Here is a 21339-nt window from a genome sequence, read left to right on the forward strand (position 1 = left end):
TGTCGCCAGAGGTAATATCGAGCGGCGAGCCGAACGTGTAGCATCCGGAAAATATGCGCGTTATCACGGGTGAGCGTCAGATCTACAGGAAGGTCGCGATGGATAAGCTTTCGAACATGTCGGTGTACATAAAGGTTGTCGAGATGGGCAGTTTCACTGCCGTGGCCAATCATCTGGACTCAACGGTCGGTAACGTATCGCGCGCTGTCTCTGCGCTGGAAAACGTACTCGACGCGCGCCTGTTGCAACGCTCGACCCGACGCCTGTCGGTCACCGATGCCGGGCGACGGTTCTATGAGCGCTGCACGAAAATTCTCGCTGATTTGGAGAGTGCCGAAGCCGAAGCCAGCAATGCCGCCCTGGAACCACGAGGAACACTGCGGGTGCATTGCGTTCCTGGGCTGGCCCGGCACCTGGTCACGGGGGCCGTGCTGGAGTACCGCCAGCAATTCCCGGAGGTGACGGTGGATTTATTGCTCTCGCAACGCATGCCAAACCTCTTGGAAGACCAACTGGATGTCTCGATCCTGATCGCCCGCGCGCTCCCCGATTCGGCGTATGTCAGCCAAAAAATCGGTGTCAGCCATTGTGTGCTGGTGGCGTCGCCAGACTACCTGGCGCGGCATGCGGCCCCGGAGACGCCAGAAGACTTGCGTGATCATCAGTGTCTGCTGTTGGGTACGGTCGACTATGTGCGGGATGAGTGGCAGCTGAAGAGCAAGGCGGGGGACGCGACATTTGTCCCGACAGGGCCAAGTTTCAGCGTCAACGATATGGATGCAATGGCGCTGGCCGTTCGAGAGGGCGCGGGGATTGGCCTGCTGGCCGGGTTCACGGCCATCGATGATTTGCGTTCCGGCAAGCTAGTGCGGGTTTTGCCTGACTACCATACCTATGAGCGTAACGTGTACGCCGTCTATACCTCTCGGCAGTTTGTCGATGCAAAAATCACCCGGTTTATTGAAACGCTGAAAGATCGGGTTGGCAGTCAGCTGGCAGCCACGGCCCAAGCACTTATCGATTGAACCGCTGTGGGGCAAAAAGGTATTTGCGCCTCGATGAGACCACTCTCCGAGGCGCAATGATCGGCGAACACCTGACTTAGCCCTGGCTGCAACGGCCCATGACGTTATAGGCCAGTACGTGGCGTTTGCCTTGCGAATCCTGATAGGTCATGTGCGTCGGTACTACTGCGCAAACATCCGGCACCGGGTCTTCAGAGATGACCTTGGCGACATCCAGGTGGGTATCGTAGCGATATTGCTCGACCTGTTTAGTCGTTGCAGAACCGTCCTGTGCTGCTACCACAGAGCTGAAGCCCAAGAGTGCGACGATGATCATTGCCGTTTTCATGATGAGATTTCCTAAAGTAAGTGTGATGTTGCTGGCAGGACGAACTTTAGGCTTGAGGGTTTTGCGGAAACAGGCACGGATCAGGGAAAGACTTTTCTCAAATCCGAACACAATCGTGAGGTGTCTGACGTTCGGACTTTGTTCTCTGTGGCCGTGCACTTTTGGACGAAAACTGCCTATTAATGGCAGCTACATGCCCCCGAGTTTCTAGGTCGAATCAACTAAATTTGAGGGGGACGCAGCAGTGTCGGAAGGGCATAGTTGCGGAAATGACCGAAAAGATGCGGAAACGATCCATAAAGAGATGTGCCAATTTCCTGAATGCCAGAAACGACAAAGCCCTGAATAATCAGGGCTTTGTCGTATAAAGATGGCGGAGGCGATGGGATTCGAACTCATGGACCTGTTACAGTCGACGGTTTTCAAGTCCGAAGATTAATCCTTGTATTTCAATGTCTTAAGTTGTATTCGTTTCCGCTAGGCAGTATTCATTAATGCTCTGGAGGCCTTTGAAATCAAGGGTTGGACACTTATTTGCGGAATCAAATTCGCCGGCTGTTTGGCGTCCAAGGTAGGTTCATGATCGCCGTAAACTACATAGCTGCAATCGAGAGACTGCGTTTGATGGAAAGCGACTTTCGTCTGAAGTGGGATTTTTACAGGCAACCTGGTCAGTCGTGGCAGGAAACGGCGATAAGCGGACATCGGCAAGCGACCGCTGTCGGCCGATTCTGTTGAAAAAGTCGGATTTTCAAACTGGAAGATTTCGAAGTTGATCGTCTCTTCAGAACCTGTTCACCACGTTGCGTGGCTTTCCGGTTCTGCGTTGATCGTTGCAGCTTGGTTAGTAGGTTGATTTGAAGGTTTTTGCTGATCCCAGGCGCGCCTATCCCGTAGTCGGTGGCCCTTGAGAGGTCAGTTTCGCCAGTCGTCTTAGATTCTGTACCGCAGCCGCCAAGGTGAATTCGTCGTTCGCACCGGTCATTCCTCGTAGTCGCAACCGATCCAGTTTCAGGATTCGCTTGAGATGAGCGAACAACATTTCGACCTTCTTGCGCTCATGGCGAGAACACACGTATTGAGGTGTCTTGGCGATGCGCCGCGCAACTTCGCGCGCCGCTTCATGGACGCTGCGTGCGATTTTTCTAAACGAAGTGCTCGGGCAGCAGCGCTCTTTCATTGAGCATTTAGCACAGTCGGTTTGCCGGGATCGAAAGATGATGGTGTCGGCTTTCGTGATATGTGAGCGTTGGTTCTTGAAGGCCCGCCATTCGCTACGCAGAGCGTGTCCGGTGGGGCAACGATATTCCTGCGCTTCTTCATGCCATTGAAAATCGCTGATTGAGAGGCTGTCGTTCTTGCGCTCGGTTTTGTCCCAAACCGGTACATGTGGCTCGATGTCTTTTTCGTCGACCATCCAGGCCAACATCGGTGCGGTCCCATAAGCGGTATCGCCGATGAGCCGATCCGGCTTGATGTCGAACTGTTCTTCGACCCGCTCGATCATGGTCTTGGTGCTCTCGACCTCGGCAGTTCGATGCGCTGGCGTCGGCTCCACGTCCATGATCACGCCATGCTCGACATCAATCAGGTAGTTCGTCGAGTAAGCGAAAAACGCCGGGCCTCCTGGTGCGGCTGTCCAACGAGAGAGTGGATCAGTCAGTGACAGGCGCTTGGGCAGCGCTTCGGCCAACGCCTCTTCATCCAGCGCTTCGAGGTACTCACGCACCGCGCGAGTACTCAGCGACGGATCGCGCCAGTTGATTTCATCATCGCCAGGTACGCCACGTTGCCGACTGGCATCTGCCTTGATGACGCTGGCGTCGACCGCAAACCCTTCGCCCTTGACCAGACCTGCGTCCATGCAGCGACGCAGCACCTCGTTGAACAGCCAGCGAAACAGCGAGCTGTCACGAAAACGACCGTGGCGATTCTTGGAAAACGTAGAGTGATTGGGGACTTCGTCTTCGAGGCTTAAGCGGCAGAACCAGCGATACGCCAGGTTCAAATGAGCCTCTTCGCACAACCGACGTTCGGAGCGAATGCCGTAGCAGTAGCCCACCACCAACAGGCGAATCATCAGTTCGGGATCAATCGAAGGTCGCCCGATCGGGCTATAAAAATCGGCGAGATAATGGCGCAGATCGCTTAGATCGAGGCATCGATCAATGCTGCGCAGGAGGTGATTGGCTGGGATGTGATCTTCAATGTTGAACGAGTAAAACAGTCTCTCTTGTCCGCTCGACAATTGTCCCATCATGCTGCGAATCCTCCCGCTGGCCGATGACCTGATTTTGCCGCAGACCAGGCAGGAGATCTACTTTTTCAACAGAATCGGCCGGAAACGGCCAAAAGCGGCCGGTCCGTCCTATGAATAATTCTGAGAATCATCTGTAAGCGTCCAGCCAACATGCATTCCGAACTCGCACATTCGAGACCGTTGGCGTCCGCATACGCACCTGACGGGCGATATGGCCAAGCAACGTTTCTGTTATCTATCAGGCTGCCATTGTGAATACCTTGGGAGATCTTCCCCATCCAGCCAAGCTACGTCCTGCTCCGTCCAGATGTGATACTCGGGCCTATAGCCAGGCTCCTCGTCCAACGTCGCAACGCGCACGATCATTGCAGTTGAGCCGTTACGCTCAGCTGCAAGATGCGATCCGCAGCGGGAGCAGAAGTGCCGGATCTTGCCAGGAGATGACTCGAAAGCCCTCAATGCGTCCAAGCCTTGAGTCCATTTAAAATGCTCTCTCAGGACCCCAGCAGTGGAGACATAAGCAGCAGCATGGGTCTTCCGGCAGGTAATACAATGACAATGGCTAATTGGCGTATCAATGCTATCGATCTCATAACCTACAGCCCCGCAAGCGCAGCTTCCTTTCATTTCATCCTCCGATTTCGACACAGTGCGAAGATTATGGTCACCATCGTAAATCGAACCAACAAGCAGTGACTAGCATGCTACGCGGAACGCATGCCTCCGGTATCAGGTCCCGCGCATGCTTTCTCCCCTAAAGCGACGTGCCAGCGACAGCTTTTCTCAATGTTTGGGGATGGATCTAGGTTTGAACGCCCAGTATGATTCCAGCGATTCAACCCGAGGAGTCCGTCAGATCATTCGTGGAAAGAAATCTTTTCATTAATGGGAAACATTCTTCAAAGACGCTTTTCGGATGTTTCCAAAAAAGCTGCCCCTTAATCCTCACTTGCTTGAGATAAGTGGAGTGCGGGGTTGGCCAGGATGTCAAGGGTTCAATAGGCTCTTTCACGGGCATACTGATTAGCCGGTGTGGCACGTCTTTGGGTAATTTACTGACGGGAAAAGACTAAGAATGTTCCATAGTGAACCGCATCGATACTTAGCAACCATATGGGGAGCTTGGTTTTTGTTCACCATGCTAGCCGTATTTTCCGCGGGTGTTGTACCGAGTGTGTTAACTATTCCCGCCGCTGTATTTGTGTTGTGGGTAACCTACTGGTGCTTTGACTGCGCGTACCGGACTGAAAGGTTTAGTAAGTATGCCAGTCTTAGGTTGTTTACCAATTTGGGTATTGCCCCTGGATTCGCATTTTTAATGGCGTTAGTCACGACTTACAAGCAGTTTAAGTTGGGGCTTGGCATATCGTTACTGATCAGTTTTATGCCGCTAGTTTTCTGCACAATTGTCTATTCATCATTATGTATATGGCGGAGTCCTAGGAATTCTCTGGTCGTACGCTCGCAGCGCGTCAAAGTCGTTGAGCCAAATCAGGAGAATCGTTGGGCACTCGGTGCTGCTGGGGGCGGTTTGGGAGTACTGATTTATCCAGTTTTCCACGCTTATAGATCGCCAGCGTTGCTGCTCGTCTTTCTATTTATAGTTATTGCCCTATTTATGCTGTTTTACCATCGCACCAGTATCTCATCCCTACGTACTCTGAAGGATCAAGAGGCGCGAGAACACCAGGAATATACATTCATGAATGTCGAAGAGCTTCGTTCAAGGCGCGCGGCGTCCTGGATTGGGCGCATTTTCGCTACCAAGGTAGACCGATGAGTTTTGCCAGTGCCAGTTTTCAAAGAGCGCCCACTGTTGACGGAGCTTCTTTATATGCGGAACCCGCAAAATAAAAGGCTTTTCAAGCTAAATACATTTGCGTCCGGCGGTGAAGAGGAAATGCTGCTAGAGCATTTTTCTGGTTCAGAAGGCCCCTCCCGGTTTTTTCGAGCTAGATTTGGCGCTGCTAAGCCGGAGTTCCTATGTGAAGCTAAAGACACTTATTGGCCGCCCAGCGAACGGGCGGCGGCGATCATGAGTTTGATCCAATCGGTGCGTCTCAACGGGCATGATCCGTATATTTACCTGAAGAATGTTCTCAAGCGCCTTCCGACGCATCGGGCGAGTGAAATAGACCACTTACTGCCGCATAATTGGCAGCCCGCCTGAGTTACACAAGACCTGATTTCCGTAAACTCACACTACCCCATCCGCCAAAAGCACTCACTCCAGGATCCTGGCTTGTCAGTTCGCTGCGATATTGATAGTGTCGATCCATGACTACCTATTGCCTCACCTCGAACGTCACCACCACAACCGCTGAAAGCGGAGCGTGCGAGGTTTCGTGAGCCAATAGCAGACGAACTTCAAAGGCCCGCCAGTGATGGACAGGGCCTTTTTTACGCCCTTGTGTCGCTGGCTTCAACGCAAGGAGATGCACCCATGTACGCCCTGTTGATACTCGATATCCAAGTCGGGCTTGTTCACGGCCCCGAAAAACTATGGCGCTGCGAAGAGTTGTTGGAAACACTGAATACCCTGATGGACAAGGCACGCAGCGCAGGCGCTCCGATTTTTCTCGCACGCCACATCGGGCCCGCTGGATCTCCAATCCAATCAGGCAGTCCGCTAACGATGGTTGCACAGGAACTGAGGCTACAGGGTGGGGAAGTGGTGTTCGAAAAGCGGCGGCCCAATGCTTTTGAAATGACCGACTTGGCTGACAATTTGCGCTCTTGTGGCGCAACCGGTGTGGTAGTCACTGGGATGAAAACTCAATACTGCGTCGACAGCACCTGCCGTGCTGCTCGTGATCTTGGCTTCGATGCGGTACTCATCGCCGAAGGCCATACCTGTTCAGACACGCCACTGATGAAAGCTGAGGATATCGTTGCCCATCACAATGCAACTCTTGACGGGCCTTTCTGCCAGCTAGTTCGGGCTGAGGAGTGGAGCTTCTAGCAGAGCCCGAAAGTGCGGGAGTGCGCGTAAACGCCGTAAGCACAGGCACCATACGTGCATTCCCGCACGTCCTGAATGAGACGTTAAGTGCCCGCTATGGGTCGATTTTATTGATGGGGAATTGGCCGATGCGCTGTGCTTCAGACTACGAAGACCATAACACTTGGTGATGGGCGGCAAGATGTGTTGCCGGAACGCTTACGTCTCAAATGTTGATGGTGCAATTTACGGTATCGGGAAGCATGTGGCACTGTCCAGAGCGAAGTTAAATCTTAAATTTGATAATTTACTGCTCTGATAACCTGCTTCTGGCCGTAAGCAGCCGGTTAAGATGCCCCCCTTACACTTATAAATGGTGAGCTTTGGAAATCCAAGGGTCGACGTTGGGGGTAGACTCCTGTAGTCATGTGGCGTGATCATTGATAACAGTTGATGCCCCCAAAATTTGGACACCATTGGGCGTGGTCTGACATAAATTAAGGATAGAGTTTGTTCAGCAAATCTCAGATTGTTGCGATCCCAGTCCTGATTTCATCGGTACTTTTACTTACCGGCTGCCCGCCACCAGCGTCTTTCACCCAATGGAAACGCGCTTCCACCTCTGTAGAGGGCGTCAAAGCGGCAATGGCAGAGTGTGGAGACCCTGTAGGAGGGCCACAAAACCATTTCCCAATAAACGAAGAGGTAATTCACTTTCAGTGTATGCAGCGCCTCGGTTTTACTCGTAGAGACGGCTTTGAATACTGCGAAATAATGAAGAATATGCCAGCCTGCGTCGAAGAAAGGCAGGGCCGTCCGCTCAGTCTGTCCCAGCTCGAAGCATTGCCGTTTGTTGAAGATGAAGCATTTCACCCAATCAAGCCTAATTCAGGCCGGGATGAACGTATGCAGGTCTCATGGCGTAAAGCGGGAGCATCACTCCATTTCTCAGTCCAGATAGCCAATGATAGTGAAGCCCTGCCGGTCATGTATGCGTGCGGCTATGCAAAACCACTGGGGTCAAATCTAGATGTCGCAAGCATCGGAAGCACAGCCAAAGTCCAACGCTGCATGATTGATCACGGCTTCGAGCCCAAAAATAAAAACATGCTGGTTTGCCAGACTTACCCGCAAGTGACGGGCTGTTCGGTGACAACACCACCGAGTCAACCGAGATAGATAGCTTCCTGGGCTCACGACGTTTCAGTTCATTGGGCCAGTTGCGTTTTCTGCATCGATTTAACGGATACCCCTTCATCTGTCGCCGCATCGACTGCAGTAGACCCTTGGCTGAACTGGCGGTCGAGAATTATGATGCCCGGAGGATTATGTCCAACATGGTGTTGAACGTGAGGGAGATGATCTCTTTCGCATTAGGGATTCCAATGCCGATCCCTCCTTTACGGGCGATGTCTTTTGGCCTCAACGTGCCGACGCACATGCCTTCAGCTCATGCCTGGTGTCCAAAGCACAGAGATCGAAGCCGTCACTGCGGGTGTAGCCTGCGCGCTTCATACACTCGAAGCGTTCTGCTTTCTGCTCGAGCGTGGCCTTGGGGTCAATGCCGTAGCGATTCGTTGAACCGCACGCCAACATCGAGGAGAGCACCTGCCGCTCTTCCTCGCCAGGTTTCTTCCAGAGTTCCACTTCATCGGTGGGTGGCTGAAAAGGCTTGGCAAAACAGGCCGTCACAAGCAGTGGCAGCATGATTGCAAGTGCAAAAGGTTTAAGCCACATTCAAGGTTCCTTATTTTCCACGACTGACAGGCACCAACACATATTTCTTTTCTGTGAGCATCTTTGCCCGCCAGGGTTTCCTGACACGCTGCTCATCCACCTTAAATCAGGTACGATCCTGACGATTCACCAACAACTGAGGTCGTGTCATGCAAGATGGCTTCTGGCCCTTCCATCTCTTTGGTGCCAATTTCGCCACCGAAGCCGAGGCGCAGAAATTTGTGTTTGAACAATGGGAGCCAGAGCCCCCTGAAAGCGCAAGCGAAGCCGATTACGTTTCGTGGGAAAACCGTAATCCGACCTGGAGACTAGCGGAAGATCTTGGGTTCCATATGGATTCAGATTTCGTTGAGCTTGCCGGCACCCCAGAAGACGTCATAGGGCAAATCCGCAGTCAGTCCGAAATAGCGCTGCTCGACTCCAAGGCCCGAGAATTCACGCATTTTATCATTGTGGGCTCTAATGCCATCTGGGGCGACCATCGTTCGACCTCTACCCAAGTAGAACCGCTGGTACGCTTGCCGGAGAGCACTGCAACCCTTTCATATCTCGGCCTGTTCAACTCAATTTGACTGACCGAAAGCGAACACTAGCGACCGACATCCATCGGCTAAAAATGGACAGCCCTCTGTCGAGTGCTGGTTCGGCATGTCTCTAACGCTGTCCTTTTTCATTCAGCAGATAAGGATCCGCCAGAGCGAAGACCGAGGCAGGCTGGACTCATCGCCCGACTTCCACAGAACTCATCTTGTCGCGGGGAACCATTACGACCCGACACGTATAAAGGCTGTTCAGAAATGTCTGCCAGACAGCCAAATAGCAATGTCATTCAAGAAGTTGAAAAGTATCCGATGGCATTAATCGACAATGGTTGACTTCACCTGTGGAGCCACTTGCCGAAATGTTTGCGTACTGCCTCGTGATCGAACCTGTCCTCTCCGCGCCAGCACGCAGCCGCTCCCGACCAGTCGCTTCTGCTGTGAACAGGCCGCTCGAAAGACGCTGGTTTGAGCACGTCCAAGTGTGCAAGGACGTCGATAATCACCCGCCGCTCGTTCTTTGAAGACTTCACCACGCCTGCCAACCGTTTTTCCAATGTGCCGGCGTGGTCGCCAGCTTGGCTTAGTTCGATGATCCCAAGGATTGCCTGGAGAATTGCTACATCCTCTTCCTTCGGATCGGGGATGTCGGCACGCAACAGTTCCTGGAGATCGAACCACGTGTAGATCAACTTGCCGTGGCGGACGCCGCCCCATTTTATGCGCTCGAAATTGAGGACATTGAGGTTCACATCTGTGTATTGATCGTCACCGACCGTGAGGCCGGGCACCACATCGCGACAAACAGCGCACGTATAACTTGTTGCGGTGACCGTACCGTCTGGACGGTAGCTGTGACCACTAACAGCCGGCGTGTAAGGATGAAGAATCATTTGGCAGGCAAGATGATATGAAGCCACGCCAGACCGCCAATCCAGTCTTCTTGTGGAAAAACTGGCTACAAATGCGCGTGCGGCCTTCGCTGGGGGGATTCGCTTGACCAGGTCCAATACCTCGCCCACACACTGGTCGTGGCCGATGCTCACGGGTTCAAACATCAAGCCTTGAGCTTTTGCATAGGCGAAATCCTGAGATTCCGTCTTCGGGGCAGGAAGCCAGCCATTGCTACCCCAGTATGTTTTAAAAAGTATGTTTTTCGCCTTCTTGTCCATGTGTGCTCCGCTTTTTCCAGTGGTGCGATTGTTTCGCTCCGCAGCCAAGAGGTTTGGGCGACGCCCGCTTGAGGGGAGAGCGTATAAAGCGCCTCGCCGCAGTCAGCCATCCGCCAACAGCGGCCAGTCATTGTGAGCAAGGCTAGAGGTTTCAACCGTTTGCTAGCTGGAGGTAATCGCAAATAGATTTTCGCATAAATAGGCATCCTCTCTTGGTATGAAATCTTCGGGGCTTTCATTGCAGGAAAATGCTTCGAAAACGTGGTTGATAACTTTTTTTGCCTGGTCCGTAGTAAGGATAGGAATGTCTATCAGGTCAAGAAGAGCATCGGCTATCTCGTTTAAACTAATGCAGTACTCTTCAGCGGCAACCCTAAGCAGTGCTCGCATCTCCTTATATTGACCATCTGAATTTACATTGCTTTTCAGAAAACCAAGTGGCTCTTCCAGGATGTCAAAAGGATAAATCTTTTGATACCTGTCGCAGTATTCTATAAGGGTCCGCCTGACCTTCACGCCATCAAATTGTTGAGAGCTAGCCCCTAACAGGGCATCAATTTTCGTATTAGCTATCCAGCTTTTCATCGCGAAATTTACCTTGTTTAGCGCTTATTCAAGGGACATAGACTGGCGGCTCTTGGCCGATAGCAGCCTTTCTTCGCCGATACTGTCAACCATCCTGACCAATGACCGACACCCTTGTGCATTACCCCACGCCGGTTAGTATCGGCGCATGAACGCTAATAGTGGAAAAACCCAAATGACCCAGCATCAAACCCATATAGGCAGAGCTGACGAAGCTGACCTGGAAGGGATTCTAGAGCTCCAGGCTGCCAATCAAATCGCCCAGGGCGGTTCACTTTCTGCAAGCCTGGCTCGCTCGCGAGTGGAGGCGATGATGAGCGAGATGCCACTGATCGTTGCGCGGCGCGATGGGCATATCACTGGTTTCCTGATGACCACCACTCGGGCAATGAACGCGGATCTGCCTATCGTGCAAGCCATGTTTGCCGCTTATCACGGCGCGCCCGACGCCTATGTCTACGGCCCGATCTGCGTTGGGGTGGAAGAGCGTGGCAAAGGGCTGGCGCAGAAGATGTTTGCTGATCTGCGAAGCCTTGAGCCGGGGCGTGAGGGTGTTCTGTTCATACGCCGGGACAACGAACCCTCTCTGCGTGCCCATTTGAAAATGGGCATGAAAGAAGTCGCACTTTTTTCATTCAACGGGTTTGAGTACGTTGTTTTTTCTTATGTCGGATAGTCCGGGCGACTACGTGGCGAATTGATTTTGGCAGGTCTGTGCATGAGAAAAATAAGTACCAGCGGCAAGCGAGTCAGGGGCGTTGCTCGCCGCCTTCGTGCATTGGAACGTTGGGCCTCAAGCTTCAGTGATATTTATTACCCTCGTTCTGAGAAAGGTGAAAAATATAACAACTTTAAAATCCCGGTCGATATGTCGTTAGTCCAAGGCTCTCGGGCCAGAATCGAAGTTCAGGCGTTCTGTATTCAACAGTTGCTCGAAGCCGCTGCTCATCTGTCCAGAGCCGCCGACCGTTCGCAGGGTTACTATCGGGTCGCATGCATTTTTGTCTGGCCTTGGGTCCACCAGAGTGAGGTCACGGTTTTTTATGATCGAGATTATTACCTGAGCTTTTTAGGGCAAACCAATGCCCTTAAGCCTGATTTGTTAAGCCAGACGCTTGCATTGCATCTGCCCGAGCATTTTGTGGAGCACGGGCATGACGTGACCCAGCCGGACGACGAAGCCAAGGTTCGGTGGTGGTGTATCGGGGAGCCAGCGTGATCGTATCGTCAGTCGCCTATTGCGCAGCAAACACCACGCGAGCGCTGTTTCTTCCGAGCACCTGAGCCAGATCGTCTGCATCCTCCACCCGGCCAATCCGGGTGTACGAGTAGGGCGAATCAAACGTCAGGTAAAAAAGCACCAACGTGTTCGAACCGTACAGCATCAGATCACCGTTACGGATCACGCCCGGGCGGAATAGTGCGGTGGGCAACTGCTGCGACAGGGTGACGTGTTTCTCATTGTCGTTCAGGTCGGGCATGTCCAGAGTGAGCGGCAACCTCGCAGCGAATGCCCGGCCGGTCTCGTTGTCAGCGAGAGTGACAGTGAAACGGCGCTCGCCAACTGTCATCGATATGCGTTGCTCATTTGTTCGTGTGGACGTCGCGGTTGTTTCCGCGACGGCCGCGTTCGATATGACCTGAGCGCCAAGAGCCATCAGGCCAACCATTACGCGCAGAGCACTTTGACGTAAGCGATGTAATCGGGTCATGAATATCTCCTTGTCGAGAGAAGCGCAGGATATCCGGCGCGTATGAGTCAACTCACCGTGTCAGCGGATGTTCGCGATACACCGGATGCGGCCCGCGCCGCCAACAGCGCTAGCACAGCGGCGACCACCAGCAACGCAGCGCTCAATTCGAAGGTGGCCCGGTAGCCGCTCAGGTCGAACACAAAACCGCCAACCGTCGCGCCCAGTGCGATTGCCAACTGAACAATCGCAACCATCAGCCCGCCGCCTGCTTCTGCGTCGTCAGGCAGGGTTTTCGCCAGCCATGTCCACCATCCCACCGGCGCGGCAGTGGCAACCAGTCCCCAGAAGCCCAGCAGTACCGCTGTGGCAATCGATGAGCTGCCAAATGAAACCAATGCCAGTGCGATTACAGCCATCAGCATGGGGATAACAACCAGTGTTCGATGCAGACCGTTTTTGAGAAAGATCTCGATCAGGAATGTGCCCGCCAGACCGGACAGGCCCAGGATCAGCAGCATCAGTGAAAGCATCGAAACGCTGACATGCGTGACGGTCTCAAGGAACGGGCGCAGGTAAGTGAACAGCATGAACTGCCCCATGAAAAACACGCTGACCGCCACCATGCCCAATGCCACCGGCATCTTCTTCATCAACTGGAACACGTTGGTGCTGCCTTTACTGCTGACTGCTTTCATTGCGGGCAGGCTGAAGAGCAGCCACGCAGAGGCGAGCAGGGCGACCGGCACGACGCAGAAAAACGCTCCGCGCCAACCGATCAAGGCGCCAAGGAAACTTCCCAAAGGTGCCGCAACAACGGTCGCCAGAGCGTTGCCGCCATTGACGATAGCCATGGCCCGTGTCACCTGATCTTCCGATACCAGCCGCATCGCCGTTGCTGCAGACAGTGACCAGAAACCTCCAATGGCAACGCCGATCAGTGCGCGTCCGGCCATGAAGATTGAGTAGTTGGGGGCGAACGCCACCACGGTGCCGGAGATGATCATCAGCAGCGTGAGCGATAGCAGCAGCAACTTGCGGTCAACCCGCGCTGCGACTGCCGGGATCAGCAGGCTGGTGAACAGGGCGAACAGCCCCGACACGGAAATCCCTTGCCCGGCTTGCCCCTCGGTAACGTTCAGGTCGGCAGCGATGGGCGTTAGCAGGCTGACAGGCATGAACTCCGACGCGACCAGTGCGAAAGCTGCGAGGGACATGGCGAGCACTGCGCCCCATGAATGCTGATTGTTCTGTCGGGAGGCGTGATAGGTGTTGGTCATTGAATGATGTGTCCTGTGGTGCTTGAAGCGTCGCGGCATCTGAGTCGATGCCGCGAAAAGATGTGGGTGCCCAGTCTCGGCACCCACCGGGTTACTTCAGGTTGCTTTGGAAGAACGTGGTCAGCTTGGCGAACGGTATGAGGTTGACCCGGTCATAGAGGTCAACGTGCCCGGCACCCGGAATAATGACCAGTTCTTTGGGCTCACCGGCACGCTTGAACGCGTCTTCGCTGAACTCACGGGAGTGCGCCTCGGAGCCTGTGATGAACAGCATTGGGCGTGGCGAGATGGTCTCGATGTCGTTGAACGGGTAGAAGTTCATGAACTTCACGTTGCTGGTCAGCGTTGGCATTGTGGTGGTTTTTGGTGACGCGCCGGCTGGCGTGACCTCGCCGCGCGGTGTTCGGTAGAAGTCGTAAAACTCGTCGCCGATGGCATTGCCGGTCAGCGTGAGCGGGGTGCCGCCGGTGTAGCGAACGGGACCGCCCTGAAACTCTGCAACGCGTTGATTAGCGGCTTCGCGAATGATCTGTTGGCGTTGTTCCGGTGTCACGGCGTGCTTGAGGCCGTTACGATTGGCGGCGCCCATGTCGTACATGCTGACGGTCGCGATGGCCTTCATTCGCGGGTCGATCTTGGCCGCACTGATAACAAAGCTGCCACTGCCGCAGATACCTATAACGCCGATTCGCTCACGATCAACAATCGGCTGAGTGGACAGGAAGTCCACGGCAGCGCTGAAGTCTTCCGCGTAGATCTCGGGTGCAACGGCGTTGCGCGGCATGCCTTCACTCTCGCCCCAGAACGACAGGTCCAGCGACAACGTGACGAAGCCTTGTTCCGCCATCTTGGTGGCATACAGGTTTGCACTCTGTTCTTTCACCGCGCCCATGGGGTGGCCAACGATGATTGCGGCGTGTTTGGCTTTAGCATTCAGGCCTTTGGGCATGAATAGATTACCTGCCACTTTCATGCCGTACTGATTCTTGAACGTGACCTTTTCGGTGGTCACTTTTTCACTTTTGTAGAAGTTGTCCGCGCCGTTAGTCATATTGGCTCCTACTGAGGAAAACGAGGCAACAAGCAGCCCGAACGCAAGCAAGATACGTTTCACTTGGTATTCCTTTTTAATGAGAGGTTGATTGCAGGCGTTATCAATCTGGATACCGGAGCAATCAGGAGGGTTGTTCAGTGCTGCAAGTCATTGATGATCATTTTCCCGGTATGGCGGCAGGCTCTGTAGTGCATTCCACTGACTTACTTGCCTGATCCTCTGAGTCTCTGTTTTTTTGCAGGACGCCTGAATGCCGCCGGGTTAGAGTTCAGTGAAGAGACGCGAGACGAATATGGCGACCAATAAAAACACTGCTGCTCAACACTCGTCGGCACAGGAAAGGCTGGCGCGGATCATTGGCGACCGGATCGACCGTCCGGGTGATTTCGGTACGCCCATCGAAGGGCTTGGCTTCTTCCGTCGTGAGCACCCGTCGCCACCTGTGGTGTGCATGGTCGAGCCGAGCATCATTCTTGTCGCCCGGGGCGAGAAGCAGCTGTGGGTCGGTGGCGAGGGATATCCGTACGACCCGTCGCGTTTCCTGATCACCTCGCTGAATTTGCCCGCCAATTCCGAAGTGCTGGCCGCTAGCCCGGAACAACCCTGCCTAGGGCTTACTTTGAAGCTGGATGTTCGCATGCTGGCTGAACTGGCAGCGCAGGGCGGTCTGTCGCCGGTCCGCGATAAATCCGTGGTGGGGGGCGTCGGCATCGGCACAGTGACCGATGCCTTGCTGGCCTCCTTCGAGCGCTTGCTGGCGCTGCTTGAGGAGCCCGACGCCATTGCGATTCTCGCCCCGCTGATCAAGCGCGAAATTCACTACCGGCTATTGATGAGCGACCAGGCGAACAGGCTGCGACAGATCACAGCCGTTGATGGCCAGGGCTATCGCATAGCCAAAGCCATCGACTGGCTGAAACTGAATTACACCTCCGCGCTCCGCGTCGACGAACTGGCGGCCCAGGTGCAAATGAGCGCTGCAACCTTTCATCATCACTTCCGCCAGCTCACCGCAATGAGCCCTTTGCAGTACCAGAAATGGCTCCGGTTGAACGAGGCAAGGCGTCTGATGCTTAACGAACACAAGGATGTATCTACAGCGGCATTCAAAGTCGGCTACGAAAGCCCGTCCCAGTTCAGCCGCGAATACAGCCGCTTGTTCGGCGTACCGCCCAAGCGGGATATCACGGTGTTGAGGGGGCAGGGTGAGGTGGTTGAGGGGCGCCAGAGCGGTACTTGAAGTGGCTGCTTTTGGCAGATAACTGCCTCAAAGCCTCGGAATGTGCCATGAACCGCATCGCCATTGCCGAGCTGCTGGAAGGCCAGGTGGTTGACTGGATAGAGCAGGAACCGGATGCCGAATACGCATCAGGATTTGCGCCGCAGCCCTGACCACATCAGCGACGGCAATGCCCGTGACGGCAGAAGGTGCTCGTCTTTGCCGACGGCGCCGGGCAGGGCATGCCAGGGGATGCTCGCTGTGCGGTGATGCTGCAGATGCAGGTTGATGTTGTACGGCCAGATGAAGAACCGCCCCAGCCAGCCCACGCGCCAGGCGTATGTCCATTCCTGCCAGCCGGGCGTGACGCCGGGGCCGCCGCTGTGCTCGGCAATGCTGCGAATTTTCTGCAGCAGAGTACCGAGGGTGATCAGGGGGATGAACCACAGCATCGCCAGCAAGCCCACTTCCTGGATCGAGCATTGCCAGACAAGGCAGGCCACAATCATCAGCCAGACCAGCGCTGCGGCAAGCAAAGGCCGGGTGAGCCTGGGCGGCGCGCCACCGGCAGCCTTGTAGGCCGCGATGTTGCGCAGCGTATTGACCATCAGCAGGTCACCCAGCAGTTGTTTCGTCAGTAGCTTTGCGCTCAACGGCTGAAAACGCCACGGCTGACGGAAATAGAGAAAGCGGCGCTCCGGGTCCTGCTCGGTCCCTGCGTGCTGATGATGATCAAGGTGCAGTGGGCGATAGAATTCGATGGGCACCAGGCCTGGAACACCGATCGCCAGGTTGGTCAGAAAGTCGTTGGTGCTGCGTCGCCGGGTCAGGTTGTAGTGGGTAGCGTCGTGATACAGCACGAACAGCGCGTGCTGGCGTGCCGCAACGATAAGCATGGCCAGCAGGTAAAAACGCCAGTCTGCGAGGTGAAGCGCGACGCGGATCGTGACCAGGATGCACAGCCACTCGAGCAACAGCGCCGACAGGGTGCGCATGTCCACCGCATAGTGCTTGAAGATCAGCGTCGCCACGCCGCAGGCGACACCGATGGCCGCGCCATAGGCCATGTCGGTAAACACATGCTGCCCGGTGGTCATTACCGTCAGCATCAGCACCACACTCCAGATGGCAAATATCCAGGCTTTTTGCAGTCGCAAGCCAGCCATTGCGACGCTGATTGCTACAGGCAATGCCACATGCCCGCTGGGCGAGGCGGCCAGTGGAGCATCGAGCCGGTACAGCCAGTCGAGCCAGGCAGAGCCGGTTTCAGGGCGCAGGATCATGGTGGGCCAGAACAGGTGACAGACCAGACACAAACCCGCCGCGAGGGCACCTGCAAAGAACGTCGGCAGCAGCCATGTCGACTGACGTCCCATGTACACGAGCACCGGCATGACCAGGGTGTAGCTGAGGTACAGAGGCAGCGTAAACGCAAGCAGCGGAACATGAGCGTCGACAATTCCGGGTTGCACAAGCTGCACAGAACCCATCGGCACATGCGTGACCAGAAAGTACAGCAGGCCGGTGACCAGCATGTACATCATCAGCCAGGTGAAAGGGCGATCAACGCTGGAAGCGGCGGAGTGAGAAGGGTGCATGTGGGCAAAGCCTGTCAGGATAAAGCCTGGTTCATTTGATACGTGCGCAAGCGGAAAATCAGCCAGGCTGACGGGTGCGCAATGATGATTGCAGAGGCGGTGTGGCATTGAATTGAGCTGATAGATTCATTGCCCTCAGCTGCCCGGCCATTCAGAATCCGCTCATTGTGTATCCATACATCGAAGGCCTCCATGAGTTTGTGCGCGACTGCTGTACAGCGCTCCGATCTGCAACCGAATGATATCGATCGGATGTTCGAGATTTATTCCGCCTGTTATCAGGATACCTGTCTGTTACGGTTCAAGCAGGACCTTGACGACAAAACCCACTGCGTCGTGCTGCGTGACGCCTGCGACACGATCATGGGCTTTTCGACGCTGAAACTGTTTGAAATGCACTGGGACAACCAGCCCGGCAGGTTCATTTTTTCCGGCGACACCATCATTACCCCTGAGCACTGGGGCAGCCAGCAGCTCGCGTTCGCCTGGTCCCGACTGATTGGCGATCTGTGGCGTCAGGCTCCCGACGTGCCCCTGTACTGGTTTCTGATCTGCAAAGGGCATCGGACTTATCGCTATCTGCGGGCGATGGTACTGGATTACGCCCCTCGTGCGGGGCATTTGACCGAACCTCATGTGCAGGCCTTGATGGATCACCTTGCGTATACGCGTTTTGGCGATGCCTACGACCCTGCCACCGGCCTGCTGTCCTTCAAGACACCGCAGGGACGGCTGACCGAAGAGCTTGCACAGGTGTCGGAAAATCATGCGAGGTTGCCGGACGTAGCCTACTTTCTGCAGAAAAATCCTGGTTATGCCAAGGGCGACGAGCTGGTTTGCCTGTGCCGCTTCACGCCTGAAAACCTGAGGCCGCTGGCGCGACGCCTGATCATGGCCGAGCAGCATTCGACGTGCTGATTCGTCAGGCGGGTCCGGCGGACAACTCGCAGCTTCTGGACTTTCAACAGCGTCACGCCATGCGCGGCAGCATGCCGCTGCGCTTTGATCGCAGTCCTGATTACTTTGCCCTGCATCACTGCCATTCCGCCGATCACCGGACCTGGGTTGCCCAAAGCCCGGAAGGCGAGCTGCGCGGCTCGGCCAGTCTGGTGGTACGCGATGGTTACCTGCAGGGCAGCGCTGAACCGGTCGCCTATCTGGGTGATTTACGGTTGATGCCTGACCGCAGGCTGTCCCGCTCATGGATGGCAGAAGTCCAGACGCGTCTCGCCGATCTGTCCCTGCAGACAGGCGTGCAGCAAGCGTACTGCTGCATCATTCGCGATAACCCACTGGCCATTCAGTCGCTGTTGGGGCGGCGGCGTGCAAACCCGCTGAAGCTTGCCCACTGGCGTGGCTACAGCAATGTTTCGGTGTATGGCCAGCGTGGTTTGAGTAGCGCACCTCGCACATGCGCCGGGATGCGAGTGATCCACGCCGAGCCGCGACATCTGGATGCACTGAGGGCGTTTCTCGACAGCGAGTCCTCCCGGCAATCGTTCGGCTGCGTGTTCAGCGAGGCGGAATTCGAGCGCAGGCTCAGCCATTGGCCTGACTTCAGCATTGGCTCGTTTTTGCTGGCGGTCGACGAGCGCGATAACCTGCTCGGCTGTGTTGCGCCATGGGATGCAGGAAAGATAAAACGTATCGTTGTCGAGCAAATGCCCGTGGCCCAACAGTTGCTGCGCCTGGGCTTCAACGCGATCGCACCGCTGGCCGGCCGACCGGGCATTGCCTCGCCGGGTAACGCCTTGCGGGATATCTACCTGACCCACCTACAGGTTCGACAGCGTGATCCCCACGTGTTTGCCGCTTTGCTGGATGCTGCCTGGGCGCAGGTGCGCAAAGATTATTCATTGATGCAGCTTTGCCTGTACGACCATGACCCGCTGTGGCCGGCGATACGCCGTTATCGCAGTGTGTCCCTGCCGATGGACCTCTACACGGCTCCTTGCGGCAGCAATACCCCTGTTTTTACCGAGGCGTGTGCGACGGGTGTTCCGGGGTTCGAGATCTATCTGGTGTGATCGGTTCTGACCGGCAGGGTCTGGTGCAGAACTTCCAGCAACGTTCGCCAGAACCTTGCCGGATCAAACCCGGCGCCGCCCAGTATTGGCTGGCCATGATCCACATCCGGCAGGCAGATTTGCGGCAGGCCTGGTATTGCCAGGTCTTCCATATAGAACTGGCCATCATGCGCATGCCCCGTACGCAGGGCGTTCAAGCGTTGATGGTGTGTGTCGAAGCGTGAGCGCCGCACCGCAGACCAACTCACAACATGTACACAGTGCAGCGTGTCGGGCAGGGCGGACAGCATGCTGGCGACCTGCGGGTCTCGGTGGCTGCTGATATCCCGTGTGCCCTCGGCGAGCAGTGTGCTATTGACCATCGCCTGACGAAACCTGTCCATGCGATAGCCCGGGCCAGTGTCAGGAGTGCCATAGCCCAGCAAGTCATCAATGATCGGCGAGGGGCCAACGGGCGGTTGCACCAGCGCGATGCCGTCACAGGCGTCGAGCAAGGCCGGGTTCTGGGTCAGCGTCGCCAGCGTATCCAGACTGCCTTTGCTGTGTGCCAGCACCACAAATCGCTGCCTGGGTCTGAGGCGTTTGCCGAGTACCGTTGCAATGTGTTCGCCCTGCGCAATGACCCCGCGCGAAGACCGCACCGGCATGCGCAGAACCTCGTAACCCTCGGACTTAAGCGACCGCGCACAGGCCCGGTTGCAATAGAGTATGAATTCCGAATAAAGCCCTGCGACCAGCACCACCAGCGTGTCCTTCGGCAGGGTGGACGGGGGCGTTCGCCAGCTTTCGAGGAACAGCCCGGTCCAGTCCAGCGCTGCAGGCGGGCGCACGAAGTCTGTAGCCGGGAAATGGCTTTGCCAGTCGTCAAAGCCCTCGGGTGTCCAGATCTTAGTCATGCGGATCGGCCCTGAACCCTGCGCTCAACGCCGCTCATCGAGCGCCTGGCGAGCGCTGTCGAGAAGCTCGCGGGTATCGATGCGGTTGGGGTGGAAGCCGGGCACAAACCAGAACAGCCCGGCAGGCACGATGCGCGAAAGCAGGCCCGGATTGACGAACAGCCACCACTGCAAACGCAGCCATTCACGCCAGTTGCGGTGTTGTTTGTCGCCGTGCACCAGGTGATAGGTGAAGTATGCGAGATCGAAGGTGAAATACACCGACAGGCTGATCATCGCCACACAGCGAAGCAGGTAACGCCATACCGGGTTGCGCTCGACGGTACACAGCACGTCATAGGCAACTGCCTTGTGCTCGATCTCTTCCAGCGCATGCCAGCGCCACAGGCCGACCATTGTTGGGTCGGCATCCTTGAGGTATGCCGGGTTACGCAAAAGCTGATCGGAAAGTATCGCGGTGATGTGTTCAAGGCTGGCGGTCAGTGCCAGCCGGAAGCTGGCCGGTAGCCGCTCGCTTTCCTTTCTACGCCGCAGCAGCATGCGTTCCAGCTTTTCGACCGGCGCGCCTTGTGCGCCAAGCCGCTGGTTGTAGGCACGGTGCTCGCGCATGTGTGAGGCTTCCTGATAGATGAAGTCGTCGACGGCCTTGTCGAGCGCGCTGCCCTTGGCGATCTTGTGGCGAAAATGCACCACGCTTTCGATGAAGATTCTTTCCCCCTGAGGGAACATGAACGACAGGCAGTCGAAAAAGCGCGTGGTGTGCGCCCGACCTGCGTGCCAGTAACGTGGGATGCTGTCATCGAAGGTAAAGCGTATCGAGCGGTAAGCGATAACCTGCGGGGAAAGCTGTGCCGCCGAGCGTCGTGAGAGGATGCGTTTGAACAGCGACATGGTGCCCGGCTTACTGTGATGATCAGGGCGCACAGTGTGCCAGAGTCCGGCAGGCTTGAAACTGCCGAATAAACTTCCGCATGCGCAGGCAGGTAT

At 55.6% G+C, this 21339-nt stretch carries 21 protein-coding genes and 1 pseudogene; 10 read left to right on the top strand and 12 right to left on the bottom strand.

Annotated elements, in window-relative coordinates; all coding sequences use genetic code 11:
• Positions 1-98 precede the first annotated feature (98 nt).
• Positions 99-1025: a LysR family transcriptional regulator gene (locus K3169_RS10470; protein ID WP_099494441.1), complete on the top strand. Its 927-nt coding sequence runs from the start codon at positions 99-101 to the stop codon at positions 1023-1025.
• A 76-nt stretch (positions 1026-1101) separates the two neighbouring features.
• Here K3169_RS10470 and K3169_RS10475 read toward each other — a convergent pair whose 3' ends face one another.
• The 3 genes from K3169_RS10475 to K3169_RS10485 all read right to left on the bottom strand — a co-directional run bounded on the left by K3169_RS10475 (position 1102) and on the right by K3169_RS10485 (position 4240).
• The gene (locus tag K3169_RS10475) at positions 1102-1353 is read right to left on the bottom strand and encodes a DUF2790 domain-containing protein (RefSeq protein WP_099494442.1); all 252 of its coding nucleotides are present in this window, start codon (positions 1351-1353) and stop codon (positions 1102-1104) included.
• Positions 1354-2239: 886 nt separating this feature from the next.
• The gene (locus K3169_RS10480) at positions 2240-3613 is read right to left on the bottom strand and encodes a transposase (RefSeq protein WP_095102594.1); all 1374 of its coding nucleotides are present in this window, start codon (positions 3611-3613) and stop codon (positions 2240-2242) included.
• A 231-nt stretch (positions 3614-3844) separates the two neighbouring features.
• Positions 3845-4240: a GFA family protein gene (locus tag K3169_RS10485; protein ID WP_122395815.1), complete on the bottom strand. Its 396-nt coding sequence runs from the start codon at positions 4238-4240 to the stop codon at positions 3845-3847.
• Between the two features lie 1390 nt (positions 4241-5630).
• Here K3169_RS10485 and K3169_RS10490 point away from each other — a divergent pair.
• The 3 genes and pseudogenes from K3169_RS10490 to K3169_RS10500 all read left to right on the top strand — a co-directional run.
• Positions 5631-5783: pseudogene (locus K3169_RS10490) on the top strand (transposase domain-containing protein); the annotation flags it as partial.
• 273 nt (positions 5784-6056) lie between these two features.
• Entirely contained in the window at positions 6057-6575 is a 519-nt protein-coding gene (locus K3169_RS10495) for an isochorismatase family protein (protein ID WP_122395817.1), read from the top strand.
• 489 nt (positions 6576-7064) lie between these two features.
• A complete protein-coding gene (locus K3169_RS10500; protein ID WP_122395818.1) occupies positions 7065-7733 on the top strand; it encodes a hypothetical protein in 669 nt (222 codons plus the stop codon).
• A 243-nt stretch (positions 7734-7976) separates the two neighbouring features.
• On the opposite strand, the gene K3169_RS10505 is transcribed toward K3169_RS10500, so the two are convergent.
• Positions 7977-8291: a hypothetical protein gene (locus K3169_RS10505; protein ID WP_122395819.1), complete on the bottom strand. Its 315-nt coding sequence runs from the start codon at positions 8289-8291 to the stop codon at positions 7977-7979.
• A 149-nt stretch (positions 8292-8440) separates the two neighbouring features.
• Between K3169_RS10505 and K3169_RS10510 the strand changes: the two genes are divergently transcribed.
• Positions 8441-8863: a hypothetical protein gene (locus tag K3169_RS10510; protein WP_122395820.1), complete on the top strand. Its 423-nt coding sequence runs from the start codon at positions 8441-8443 to the stop codon at positions 8861-8863.
• 305 nt (positions 8864-9168) lie between these two features.
• On the opposite strand, the gene K3169_RS10515 is transcribed toward K3169_RS10510, so the two are convergent.
• Positions 9169-10002 (bottom strand): hypothetical protein, encoded by an 834-nt coding sequence (locus K3169_RS10515; RefSeq protein ID WP_231677209.1) that lies wholly within the window; start codon positions 10000-10002, stop codon positions 9169-9171.
• Positions 10003-10164: 162 nt separating this feature from the next.
• Positions 10165-10587, bottom strand: coding sequence for a hypothetical protein (locus K3169_RS10520; RefSeq protein WP_231666636.1), 423 nt, complete (start codon positions 10585-10587; stop codon positions 10165-10167).
• 175 nt (positions 10588-10762) lie between these two features.
• On the opposite strand from K3169_RS10520, the gene K3169_RS10525 reads away from it, so the two are divergent.
• Both K3169_RS10525 and K3169_RS10530 read left to right on the top strand, forming a co-directional pair.
• Positions 10763-11263: a GNAT family N-acetyltransferase gene (locus tag K3169_RS10525; protein ID WP_231677210.1), complete on the top strand. Its 501-nt coding sequence runs from the start codon at positions 10763-10765 to the stop codon at positions 11261-11263.
• 42 nt (positions 11264-11305) lie between these two features.
• A complete protein-coding gene (locus K3169_RS10530; RefSeq protein WP_263271362.1) occupies positions 11306-11806 on the top strand; it encodes a DUF3916 domain-containing protein in 501 nt (166 codons plus the stop codon).
• Between the two features lie 16 nt (positions 11807-11822).
• Here the strand turns inward: K3169_RS10530 and K3169_RS10535 are convergent, their stop codons facing one another.
• The 3 genes from K3169_RS10535 to K3169_RS10545 all read right to left on the bottom strand — a co-directional run bounded on the left by K3169_RS10535 (position 11823) and on the right by K3169_RS10545 (position 14672).
• Positions 11823-12299, bottom strand: a complete 477-nt coding sequence (locus tag K3169_RS10535; protein ID WP_231677211.1) for a cyclophilin-like fold protein — start codon at positions 12297-12299, stop codon at positions 11823-11825.
• A 47-nt stretch (positions 12300-12346) separates the two neighbouring features.
• Positions 12347-13558, bottom strand: coding sequence for an MFS transporter (locus K3169_RS10540; protein WP_231677212.1), 1212 nt, complete (start codon positions 13556-13558; stop codon positions 12347-12349).
• Between the two features lie 91 nt (positions 13559-13649).
• On the bottom strand, positions 13650-14672 hold the full coding sequence (locus K3169_RS10545; RefSeq protein WP_231677213.1) for an alpha/beta hydrolase: 1023 nt from the start codon (positions 14670-14672) through the stop codon (positions 13650-13652).
• Positions 14673-14904: 232 nt separating this feature from the next.
• Here K3169_RS10545 and K3169_RS10550 point away from each other — a divergent pair, with 232 nt between their 5' ends.
• Positions 14905-15852 (top strand): AraC family transcriptional regulator, encoded by a 948-nt coding sequence (locus tag K3169_RS10550; RefSeq protein WP_231677214.1) that lies wholly within the window; start codon positions 14905-14907, stop codon positions 15850-15852.
• Positions 15853-15980: 128 nt separating this feature from the next.
• Here K3169_RS10550 and K3169_RS10555 read toward each other — a convergent pair whose 3' ends face one another.
• Complete coding sequence (locus tag K3169_RS10555; RefSeq protein WP_231677215.1) at positions 15981-17429, bottom strand: fatty acid desaturase; 1449 nt, start codon at positions 17427-17429, stop codon at positions 15981-15983.
• 252 nt (positions 17430-17681) lie between these two features.
• Between K3169_RS10555 and K3169_RS10560 the strand changes: the two genes are divergently transcribed.
• Positions 17682-18347 carry a hypothetical protein gene (locus tag K3169_RS10560; protein WP_164706152.1) on the top strand — a complete coding sequence of 222 codons (666 nt, stop codon included), beginning with the start codon at positions 17682-17684 and terminating at the stop codon, positions 18345-18347.
• Positions 18341-19456: a hypothetical protein gene (locus tag K3169_RS10565; RefSeq protein ID WP_263271363.1), complete on the top strand. Its 1116-nt coding sequence runs from the start codon at positions 18341-18343 to the stop codon at positions 19454-19456. The genes K3169_RS10560 and K3169_RS10565 overlap by 7 nt, the downstream gene beginning before the upstream one ends.
• Here K3169_RS10565 and K3169_RS10570 read toward each other — a convergent pair.
• A complete protein-coding gene (locus K3169_RS10570; RefSeq protein ID WP_263271364.1) occupies positions 19444-20352 on the bottom strand; it encodes a hypothetical protein in 909 nt (302 codons plus the stop codon). The two genes, K3169_RS10565 and K3169_RS10570, sit on opposite strands and share 13 nt — an antisense overlap.
• Positions 20353-20376: 24 nt before the next feature.
• Positions 20377-21243 carry a metal-dependent hydrolase gene (locus K3169_RS10575; protein ID WP_263271365.1) on the bottom strand — a complete coding sequence of 289 codons (867 nt, stop codon included), beginning with the start codon at positions 21241-21243 and terminating at the stop codon, positions 20377-20379.
• Positions 21244-21339: the final 96 nt, after the last annotated feature.

This window comes from Pseudomonas phytophila (genome assembly GCF_025643095.1).
Classification (GTDB): domain Bacteria; phylum Pseudomonadota; class Gammaproteobacteria; order Pseudomonadales; family Pseudomonadaceae; genus Aquipseudomonas; species Aquipseudomonas quasicaspiana.

What these genes read in the sequence shown, in the direction of transcription:
- K3169_RS10525 (WP_231677210.1), top strand. Translation starts at nt 10,763, where the DNA reads ATGACCCAGCATCAAACCCATATAGGCAGAGCTGACGAAGCTGACCTG.
- K3169_RS10470 (WP_099494441.1), top strand. Translation starts at nt 99, where the DNA reads ATGGATAAGCTTTCGAACATGTCGGTGTACATAAAGGTTGTCGAGATG.
- K3169_RS10480 (WP_095102594.1), bottom strand. Translation starts at nt 3,613, where the DNA reads ATGATGGGACAATTGTCGAGCGGACAAGAGAGACTGTTTTACTCGTTC.
- K3169_RS10475 (WP_099494442.1), bottom strand. Translation starts at nt 1,353, where the DNA reads ATGAAAACGGCAATGATCATCGTCGCACTCTTGGGCTTCAGCTCTGTG.
- K3169_RS10485 (WP_122395815.1), bottom strand. Translation starts at nt 4,240, where the DNA reads ATGAAAGGAAGCTGCGCTTGCGGGGCTGTAGGTTATGAGATCGATAGC.
- K3169_RS10530 (WP_263271362.1), top strand. Translation starts at nt 11,306, where the DNA reads ATGAGAAAAATAAGTACCAGCGGCAAGCGAGTCAGGGGCGTTGCTCGC.
- K3169_RS10535 (WP_231677211.1), bottom strand. Translation starts at nt 12,299, where the DNA reads ATGACCCGATTACATCGCTTACGTCAAAGTGCTCTGCGCGTAATGGTT.
- K3169_RS10540 (WP_231677212.1), bottom strand. Translation starts at nt 13,558, where the DNA reads ATGACCAACACCTATCACGCCTCCCGACAGAACAATCAGCATTCATGG.
- K3169_RS10555 (WP_231677215.1), bottom strand. Translation starts at nt 17,429, where the DNA reads ATGCACCCTTCTCACTCCGCCGCTTCCAGCGTTGATCGCCCTTTCACC.
- K3169_RS10510 (WP_122395820.1), top strand. Translation starts at nt 8,441, where the DNA reads ATGCAAGATGGCTTCTGGCCCTTCCATCTCTTTGGTGCCAATTTCGCC.
- K3169_RS10520 (WP_231666636.1), bottom strand. Translation starts at nt 10,587, where the DNA reads ATGAAAAGCTGGATAGCTAATACGAAAATTGATGCCCTGTTAGGGGCT.
- K3169_RS10505 (WP_122395819.1), bottom strand. Translation starts at nt 8,291, where the DNA reads ATGTGGCTTAAACCTTTTGCACTTGCAATCATGCTGCCACTGCTTGTG.
- K3169_RS10550 (WP_231677214.1), top strand. Translation starts at nt 14,905, where the DNA reads ATGGCGACCAATAAAAACACTGCTGCTCAACACTCGTCGGCACAGGAA.
- K3169_RS10495 (WP_122395817.1), top strand. Translation starts at nt 6,057, where the DNA reads ATGTACGCCCTGTTGATACTCGATATCCAAGTCGGGCTTGTTCACGGC.
- K3169_RS10570 (WP_263271364.1), bottom strand. Translation starts at nt 20,352, where the DNA reads ATGACTAAGATCTGGACACCCGAGGGCTTTGACGACTGGCAAAGCCAT.
- K3169_RS10575 (WP_263271365.1), bottom strand. Translation starts at nt 21,243, where the DNA reads ATGTCGCTGTTCAAACGCATCCTCTCACGACGCTCGGCGGCACAGCTT.
- K3169_RS10560 (WP_164706152.1), top strand. Translation starts at nt 17,682, where the DNA reads ATGTTCGAGATTTATTCCGCCTGTTATCAGGATACCTGTCTGTTACGG.
- K3169_RS10515 (WP_231677209.1), bottom strand. Translation starts at nt 10,002, where the DNA reads ATGGACAAGAAGGCGAAAAACATACTTTTTAAAACATACTGGGGTAGC.